A 9242-nucleotide genomic window follows, 5' to 3' on the forward strand; every position below is an offset into this window, starting at 1 on the left:
CGAGAGGAACTGTCACTTGTAACGGATTCCGATGAGGCGCTGGAGGAGGATGAACGCGAAGAGCAGACCGCCGATCACGATCTTGGTCCACCAGGAGTTGAGGCTCCCATCGAAGGTGATGAGGGTCTGGATCACGCCCAGGACCAGCACGCCCAGCACCGTTCCGAAGACGTAACCCGCGCCCCCGGTGAGCACCGTGCCGCCGATGACGACGGCGGCGATGACGTCCAGCTCCATGCCGACGGCGATCAGTGGCGCACCGGAGAGGGTGTAGAAGGACAACAGGATCCCACCGATCGCGGAGCACAGGCCGCTGATCGTGTAGACGGCGATCCGGGTCCGCCCCACCGGCAGACCCATCAGCAGGGCCGACTGCGGGTTGCCGCCGATGGCGTACACGTTGCGGCCCAGCCGGGTGTAGGCCAGCACGTACGCGGCGACGGCGACCACGACGAAGGCGATCAGCACGCTGATCGACACGAAGTTGCCCTGCGGGTTACCGATCCGCTCCTGGGACATCGAGGTCCAGAACCCGTCGGTGATCGGGATGGACGAGCCGGAGATGAACGTGCACATGCCCCGGGCGAAGAACATCCCGGCGAGCGTGACGATGAACGGCTGGATCTCGAAGAAGTGGATGGCGCAACCCATCAGCAGACCGAGCGTCGGGCCGATGAGCAGGGCGATGACGAGCACCAGTGCCGCCGGCATGCCGTCCTGCAGCAGCGCGGCCGACACCATCGCCGTCATGGCGACGACCGACCCGACCGACAGGTCGATGCCACCGGTGAGGATCACGAAGGTCATACCCACCGCGACGACGAGCAGGAAGCCGTTGTCGATGAAGACGTTGAAGATGACCTGCACGTTGGAGAACGCCGTGTACTGCGACACCCCGATGGCGTACATCACCAGCAGCAGGGCGAGCGTCGCGAGGACCGGTATCTGCTTCCTCGGCAGCCGGAACCGGGTACGACCGGCGGTAAGCGTTCCAGTGGTCATGCCGGCACCTGCTCCTTCGGCTTGTCGGCGATGGGGGCGGACGGCGGAACGCTGCGCCTGCGGCGGGCGAACCGGGCCCGGAAGGCCGGCGCCTGGATGAGGCAGACGGCGATGACGACGACCGCCTTGAACAGCAGCGAGGTCTGCGGCGAGATGTTCATGGCGTACACCGAGGTGGTCAGGGTCTGGATGATCAGCGCGCCGAGGATGGTGCCGCTCAGGAAGTAGCGGCCGCCGGCGAGGGACGTGCCACCGATGACGACCGCGAGGATGGCGTCCAACTCCACCCAGAGACCGACGGCGTTGCCGTCGGCGCTGGAGACGTTGGCCGTCATCATGAAGCCGGCGACCGCCGCGCAGACGGCGCTGACGACGTACGCGAGGAAGATGACCCGGCCGGAGCGGATACCGGCGAGTCGGCTCGCCTCCGCGTTGCCGCCCACCGACTCGATGATCATGCCGAGTGCGGTGCGGCGGGTGAACGCGGCGACGAGCACCGCCGCGGCAAGGGCGATGAAGATGGCCAGCGGCAGGGTCAGCAGGTGACCCAGCCCGATCGTCCGGAACGGCCCGGAGTTGATGGTGATGATCTGCCCCTGGGTGATCAGCTGGGCGAGACCCCGGCCGGCCACCATCAGGATCAGGGTGGCGATGATCGGTTGGATCCCGATCACGGCCACCAGCACCCCGTTCCAGACGCCCAGCACGAGCGCGACCCCCAACGCCATCGCGAGGGCGGTCAGCACCACGGTGAGACTGTTCTGGTCGGGCTGCTTGCTGATGTACATGCAGGCCATCGCGCCGCTGATCGCGCAGACCGAGCCGACCGACAGGTCGATGCCGCCGGTCGAGATGACCAGGGTCATGCCCAGCGCGACGAGGATCAGCGGCGCGCTCAACCGCAGGATGTCGATCGGCGAGCCGTACAGGTGCCCGTCCTTGAGTTCGATGGACAGGAACCCGGGCCGGTAGATCGTGTTCGCGGCGAGCATGGCGACCAGCACGGCCGCGGGCCAGAACAGCCGGTGACCGGTGATCGTCCGGTAGCGGCTCACGGTGTCGCTCATCGGTCTGCCTCCTCGCGGTGGGACCCACTCGCGATGGTCTGCATGATGCGGTCGGCGTTGAGGCTGTCGTCGTTGGCGAGCTGCGCGACCATCTGGCGGTCCCGCATGACGGCCACCTTGTGGCTGAGACGCAGCACCTCCTCCAACTCGGCAGAGATGAACAGCACCGCCATGCCACCGTCGGACAGCTGCGTCACCAGCTTCTGGATCTCGGTCTTCGCGCCGATGTCGATGCCCCGGGTCGGCTCGTCGAGGATCAACAGCCGCGGCTCGGTGATCAGCCACCGGGCCAGGAGCACCTTCTGCTGGTTGCCACCGGAGAGGTTGCGGACCGGAACCTCCGGGTCCGCGGGCCGGATGTTGAGTGCCTTGATGTACTTGTCGACCAGCTCGTCCTGGCGACGACGCGGGATGGGACGCAGCCAGCCACGGGCCGCCTGCATGGCGAGGATGATGTTCTCCCGGACCGACAGGTCGGCGACGATGCCCTCGGCGCGGCGGTTCTCCGAACAGAAGCCGACGCCGTGGTCGATGGCCTGCGCGGGGGTCCGCAGGCTACTCGACGTGCCGTCCACCACGACCTGACCGCCGTCGGTCCGGTCCGCGCCGAACAACAACCGCGCGACCTCGGTACGCCCCGAGCCCAGCAGGCCGGCCAGGCCCACCACCTCGCCGGCGTGGATGGTGAGGCTGAACGGCTCGACCGCCCCCGCCCGGCCGAAGTCCGACACCGCCACCAGCGGGGTGCCCTTCTCCACCGCGGCGAGGTCCCGTCGGGAGTGCTCCTCGATGCCCTCGAGGACGTCGAGTTCCTTGCCGATCATCTTCTCCACCAGGGAGAGCTGGGGCAGCTCGGTGGTCAGGTACTCGCCGACGAGCCCACCGTTGCGCAGCACGGTGATGCGGTCCGCGATGTCGTAGACCTGGTCGAGGAAGTGGGTCACGAACAGGATCGCGATGCCCTCGTCGCGCAGCTGCCGCATGATGCGGAACAACTGCGCCACCTCGCCGGCGTCGAGGCTGGACGTCGGCTCGTCCAGGATCAGCACCCGGGCCTTGATGTCGATGGCGCGGGCGATGGCGACCATCTGCTGGATCGCCAGCGAGTACGAGCCGAGCGGCGCGCTGACGTCGAGGTCGAGGTCGAGGCGGGTGAGCAGGGCTCGGGCGCGGCGGCGAACCTCGCCCCAGCGGACGGCGCCGAGGAGCCGGGGCTCACGGCCGATGAAGATGTTCTCCGCCACCGACAGGTTGGTGCAGAGGTTGACCTCCTGGAACACGGTGCTGACGCCGTGGGCGGTCGCCTGCATCGGCCCGCTGAAGGACACCGCCTCGCCGTCCAGGGTGATCGCGCCCTCGTCGGTGTCGTAGACGCCGGTCAGCACCTTGATGAGGGTCGACTTGCCGGCGCCGTTCTCGCCCATCAGGGCGTGCACCTCGCCGGGAAAGAGCCGGAAGTTTACGTCGTGGAGTGCGCGCACCCCGGGAAAGGACTTGCTTATCCCGGTCATCGTCAGGACCGGACGGCTATCCGTCATCCCATCAGACCTCTTCTGGGGGTTGTCGACGCGGAAGGGCCGCTGCGCTCCCACCGCGCACGCCCGGCCGCCCCTGCGGGGGGCTCGGGCGGGCGTGGCACGGGTCATCGCGGGTCATGCCCGGTCCGTTCGGGTTTATGGGGGGACGAGGCGGGGCCGCCACGCGAGCGCGGCGGCCCCCCGACGTCGATCAGTACTTGCGGGTGGGCAGAGCCTCCTTGGCCTGCGCCTGGGTGAAGGTGGTCTCCTGGGTCTCGATCCGAGCCGGAACCTCTTCGCCCGCGTGGACCTTCTTGGCCAGGTCCATCAGCTGCGGGCCGAGCAGCGGGCTGCACTCCGCGATGAAGTTGAACTTCCCGTCGGCGAGGGCCTGCATACCATCCTTGACGGCGTCGACCGTGATGATGGTGATGTCCTTGCCCGGCACCTTGCCGGCGGCGGTGATCGCCTCGAGCGCACCCAGGCCCATGTCGTCGTTGTGCGCGAACAGCACGTCGATCTGCTTGTTGGCCTTGAGGAACTGCTCCATGACCTGCTTGCCACCGGCGCGGGTGAAGTCACCCGGCTGGGAGGCGATGATCTTCAGGTTCGGGTTGGCGGCGATCGCCTCGCCGAAGCCCTTCTTACGGTCGTTCGCCGGCGCCGCACCGGTGTTGCCCTGCAGCTCGACGATGTTCACCGGGCCGGTGGCGGTCTTCTTCTGCTCGACCAGCCACTCACCGGCGAGCTTGCCCTCCTTGACGAAGTCCGAGCCCAGGAACGACTTGTACAGCGACTTGTCGGCCGAGTCCACCGAGCGGTCGGTCAGGATGACCGGGATGTTGGCGTCCTTGGCCTCCTTGAGCACGGTGTCCCAACCGGACTCCACCACCGGCGAGAAGGCGATCACGTCGACCTTCTGCTGGATGTAGTTGCGGATCGCCTTGATCTGGTTTTCCTGCTTCTGCTGCGCGTCGTCGAACTTCAGCTCGATGCCCGCCGAGGCGGCGGACTCCTTGATCGAGGTGGTGTTCGCGGTACGCCAGCCGCTCTCCGCGCCGACCTGCGAGAAGCCCATCGTGATCTTGCCGTCGTCCTTGGTGTCGCCGCCGCCGCCGGTGTCGCTGTTGCCGCAGGCCGCCATGCTGCCGACGAGCAGCACACTGGCGAGGACCGTGGCAGCGCGCCACGGAGCGGAGTGCATTCGCATCTTGCGCATCGAATCTCCTTGGCTCGGTGTGGTGGGGAACCGCGCCAACCGCCGATGTGCAAGGAGCGGCGTACGCGGGTGTTGCGTGCTGCTACTTCGGGGTGGTGCAGACCGGCGGGTCGGGTGTGGCCGCAGAGGGTCAGAAACCCGCCGGTGGGACTGGTTGGCGACCGGAGACGTTCCGCCCGCCGGCCGCCGTCACGCGACGACCTCCAGCGCGGCCTCCTGGGTGGCCGTGGCGGTCTCGGCGGCCGCGTTGCGGATCGCCCGCAGGCGGAGCATGACGTCGTTGCCGCCGCGACCGAAGTGGTCGTGCAGCGCCCGGTACTCGGCGTACAGGGCGTCGTAGGCGCGCGCCCGGTCCGGGTCCGGTCGGTAGACCGCCTCGTGCACCCGGCCCATCGCCTGCGACGCCTCGTGGATCGACGGGAACTCACCGGCGGCGACGGCGGCATGGATCGCCGACCCGAGCGCCGGCCCCTGCGCGGACGCGATGATGTTCAGCGGTCGCCGGGTCACGTCGGCGTAGATCTGCATCAGCAGCGCGTTGTTGGTGAGACCACCGGCGATCACCAGGTCGTTCACGGCCACACCGGCATCGACGAACGCCTCGATGATCATCCGCGTGCCGAAGGCCGTGGACTCCAGCAACGCCCGGTAGATGTCCTGCGGCCGGGTGGCCAGGGTCATTCCGACGATCATCCCGCTGAGGTCGTGGTTGACCAGCAGCGAGCGGTTGCCGTTCCACCAGTCCAGCGCGACGAGCCCGTGCGCACCGACCGGTTGGCTCGCGGCCAGCTCGGTGAGCTGTTCGTGCGAGTCGATGCCGGCCGGGGCGGCGTGCTTGACGAACCAGCCGAAGATGTCGCCGACACCGCTCTGCCCGGCCTCGTAACCCCACGCGCCGGGGCTGATGCCGCCGTCCACCACACCGCACATGCCGGCCACCTCGGCGACCTGCGCGCCGTTGACGACGTGGCAGGTCGAGGTGCCCATGATGGCGACGAGACGGCCGGGCTCCACGGCCTGCGCGGACGCCGCGGTGACGTGCGCGTCGACGTTGCCGACGGCCACCGCGATCCCCTCCGGCAGGCCGGTCCACGCGGCGGCCTGGGCGGTGAGCGCGCCGGCCCGGGCGCCGAGCGGCAGCAACGGACCGTCGAGCTTGGTCACGAAGTCGCCGAAGTCGGGGTTGAGCGCGGTCAGGAAGCCCTCGGACGGGTAGTGACCGTCCTGGAGGATGCCCTTGTAGCCCGCGGTGCAGACGTTGCGGGTCTCGGTGCCGGAGAGCTGCCAGACGATCCAGTCGGCCGCCTCGACGAAGCGCTCGGCCCGGTCGTAGACCTCGGGGTCCTCCTCGAGGATCTGCAGGCCCTTGGCGTACTGCCACTCGGCGGAGATCTTGCCGCCGTAGCGGCCGATCCACGGCTCGGCCCGCTCGTGGGCCAGCGCGTTGATCCGGTCGGCGTGCGGCTGCGCGGCGTGGTGCTTCCACAGCTTGACCCAGGCGTGCGGCCGGTCGCGCAACTCGGGCGTCTCGCACAGTGGGGTGCCGTCGGCAAGCGTCGGCAGCACCGTGCAGGCGGTGAAGTCGATGCCGATGCCGACCACCGCGGCGGGATCCACCCCCGCGGCGGACACCGCTGCCGGGACGGCGTTGCGCAGCACGTCGCGGTAGTCGTCCGGGTTCTGCAGAGCCCAGTCCGGAGGCAGCGCTCGGCCGCCTGGAAGCGCCGTGCTGATCACGCCGTCGCCGTACTCGTGCACCGCGGTCCCCAACTCGGCACCATCACCGACACGGACCACCAGAGCTCGCCCGGACAGGGTGCCGAAGTCGACACCGACGACGTAGCGGTCGTCAGCTCCGTCCACACGGTTCATGTTCACCTCCACCGTTAACGGGGATAGTGTTAACGCTCACATCCAGCCTCGTCAAGACATCTAGGCGCAACAGCTCCGTAACGGAACGCGGAAGCCGAGCCGACTCGGGCGCGTCGCTGGCGGACCGCCACAAAGCACGCGAATCCGGTGTCGGCCCCCGATCCGGCACCGAGAACGCGGCCTGCCGCACGGATCGGCCACCGACCGAACGCTCCTCGGCGGGCCGGGCGACAGGTACCGCACCACCCTCACCACGGGACGCCCGCCGAGCACCGGCGCCTGATGATGTTGGCGATAACATCACCGGGTCGCCGCGCTCCCATGGTCGGACCTCTGGCATGGCTGCCGGCATCGCGATGGCTCGCAAGCGAGCGCTCCCCCGGCGACTACGGGCTCACCTCGCGGCCTCGGGACGGGCCGGTGTTATCGATAACATTCGACGTTTGAGTCCTACCCGGAGCGGTCCGCGAGTCCGCCGGACGGACGGGTGGCGGGCCGGGCTGATCCACTCGCGTTCCTTGAAATCGGGGGGTCCCAGCGCGGGAGACCGGCCGACTCCAAGAAATCCGAGTCGATCAAGCCCTCGCGACGGACCGCCGTCGGGCCGCGCCGCGCGACATGGACAGCCGGCGACTCGGCCCCGTGGGCCGAGTCGCCGGCTGTCCGTCGCGATGGCGGGACGTCGGGCGGGGGTGCCGGGATCAGGTGGCCCGACTGCGGTTGTACAGCGACTTGGCCCAGAAGAAGGAGCCCACGGTGATGACGACGCACCAGACGACCGCGACGATCCCGTTGGCGCCGATCCCGGTGCCGAGCAGCAGACCGCGAAGGGTCTCCATGACGGGCGTGAAGGGCTGGTAGTCGGCGAACCACCGCACCGGGGTCGGCATGGAGTCGGTGGGGACGAAGCCGCTGCCGAGGAACGGCAGGAGGATCAGCGGCATGGGCAGGTTGCTGGCCGTCTCGACACTCTCGCTCACCAGACCGAGGGCCACCGACAGCCAGGTGAGCGCAAAGGTGATCATGGCGAGGACGCCGATCGCCGCGAGCCATTCGACCGGGTTGGCCGTGGGCCGGAACCCGACGAGCAGCGCCACGCCGATGACGGCTGCGAGGCTGAGCAGGGTCTGCACCAGGCTGCCCAGTACGTGGCCGGTGAGCACCGACGGTCGGAAGATCGCCATCGTCCGGAACCGGGCGATGATGCCCTCGGTCATGTCCATCGCGACCGAGATGGCGGTGCCCTGCGCCGCGCTGACCACCGTGATGAGCAGGATGCCGGGAGTGACGTAGTTGGCGTACTGGGAGCGACCGCCGGACGGGCCGAGGCCGGCGCCGAGCGTGCCGCCGAAGACGTAGACGAAGAGCAACAGGATGATGATCGGAATGCCGATGAGCAGCATGGTCATCGACGGGTACCGCCGCATGTGCAGGAGGTTGCGTCGCAGCATTGTGCTCGAGTCGCGCACGGCGAGGGAGACGGTGCTCATCGCGCTGGAGCCCTTTCCTGGTCGGGTCGGCCGGCGCGGGAGTCCGGCTGGCCGGTGAGGGTGAGGAAGACGTCGTCGAGGTCGGGGGTGTGCACGGAGAGCCCGGCCACGCTGATCGAGGCACGGTCGAGGTGGTCGAGAAGCGAACGCAGCGACCCGACCCCTCCGTCGCTCGGCACCTGGAGGGTGAGTGCCGCGTCGTCCCGCCTGCCGGCGGCGAACGTACGGGCCGCCGATTCGAGCCCGTCCTGGTCGGCGAACTGCAGCACCACGTGGCCACCCGGGATGAGCCGCTTGAGTTCACGTGGGGTGCCCTCGGCGATCAGCCGGCCGTGGTCGAGGAACGCGACGCGATCGGCGAGCTGGTCGGCCTCCTCCAGGTACTGGGTGGTGAGCAGGATGGTGACGCCCTCGGCGACGAGCGCGCGGATGATCTGCCACATGGCCCGACGGCTGCGCGGGTCGAGACCGGTGGTCGGCTCGTCGAGGAAGATCACGCGGGGCGCGCCGACCAGGGTCATCGCGAGGTCGAGCCTCCGCCGCATGCCTCCCGAATACGTCGACACCGGCTTGCCGGCCGCCTCGGTCAGGTCGAACTGGTCGAGCAGCTCGGTGATCCGTCGCCGGCCGACACTCTTGTCCAGGTGACACAGGTCGGCCATCAGGAGAAGGTTCTCCCGGCCGGTGAGCAGGTTGTCGACGGCGGAGAACTGGCCGGTGACGCCGATCAGTTCGCGTACCGCGTCGGGGTCTCGGGTCAGGTCGTGGCCGAAGACGCGGGCGTGCCCGCCGTCGGCGTTGATCAGGGTGGAGAGAATCTGCACAGTGGTGGTCTTGCCGGCGCCGTTGGGGCCGAGCAGCGCGAAGATCGTTCCCTCGCTGATCATCAGGTCGATGCCGTCCAGCACGACCTTGTCACCGTAGGACTTCCGCAGGTCGGTGGCGACGATCGCGGGCTTCGTGGAGCTGGTCATGGTCTCCTCCATAAGATTGTTGATGTCCGGGATCGATGTCTCGGATGCCCGGAGCGGTGGGGTGTGGCTGATGGCTGCTTGCCCGTGGTGGTTCCGAAGGA

General features: G+C 68.7%; 7 protein-coding genes. All 7 read right to left on the reverse strand.

The annotated features are described in order from the left end of the window. Positions 1–12: 12 nt before the first annotated feature. The gene (gene yjfF, locus AB0A90_RS13335; RefSeq protein ID WP_357246131.1) at positions 13–1002 is read right to left on the reverse strand and encodes a galactofuranose ABC transporter, permease protein YjfF; all 990 of its coding nucleotides are present in this window, start codon (positions 1000–1002) and stop codon (positions 13–15) included. Beyond that, positions 999–2069 carry an ABC transporter permease gene (locus tag AB0A90_RS13340; RefSeq protein ID WP_357246134.1) on the reverse strand — a complete coding sequence of 357 codons (1071 nt, stop codon included), beginning with the start codon at positions 2067–2069 and terminating at the stop codon, positions 999–1001. The genes yjfF and AB0A90_RS13340 overlap by 4 nt, the downstream gene beginning before the upstream one ends. Continuing rightward, positions 2066–3607 (reverse strand): sugar ABC transporter ATP-binding protein, encoded by a 1542-nt coding sequence (locus AB0A90_RS13345; protein ID WP_357246136.1) that lies wholly within the window; start codon positions 3605–3607, stop codon positions 2066–2068. Before AB0A90_RS13345 ends, AB0A90_RS13340 begins: the two co-directional genes overlap by 4 nt. Positions 3608–3797: 190 nt before the next feature. Next, positions 3798–4805, reverse strand: coding sequence for an ABC transporter substrate-binding protein (locus AB0A90_RS13350; RefSeq protein ID WP_357246139.1), 1008 nt, complete (start codon positions 4803–4805; stop codon positions 3798–3800). Positions 4806–4994: 189 nt separating this feature from the next. Then, on the reverse strand, positions 4995–6677 hold the full coding sequence (gene araB, locus AB0A90_RS13355) for a ribulokinase (RefSeq protein ID WP_357246143.1): 1683 nt from the start codon (positions 6675–6677) through the stop codon (positions 4995–4997). 701 nt (positions 6678–7378) lie between these two features. Continuing rightward, a complete protein-coding gene (locus tag AB0A90_RS13360) occupies positions 7379–8167 on the reverse strand; it encodes an ABC transporter permease (RefSeq protein WP_357246146.1) in 789 nt (262 codons plus the stop codon). Then, positions 8164–9141 carry an ATP-binding cassette domain-containing protein gene (locus tag AB0A90_RS13365; RefSeq protein ID WP_357246150.1) on the reverse strand — a complete coding sequence of 326 codons (978 nt, stop codon included), beginning with the start codon at positions 9139–9141 and terminating at the stop codon, positions 8164–8166. The genes AB0A90_RS13360 and AB0A90_RS13365 overlap by 4 nt, the downstream gene beginning before the upstream one ends. Positions 9142–9242 lie beyond the last annotated feature (101 nt).

The sequence above is a fragment of the Micromonospora sp. NPDC049204 genome (assembly GCF_040647935.1).
In the GTDB taxonomy this organism is placed as follows: Bacteria; Actinomycetota; Actinomycetes; order Mycobacteriales; family Micromonosporaceae; genus Micromonospora.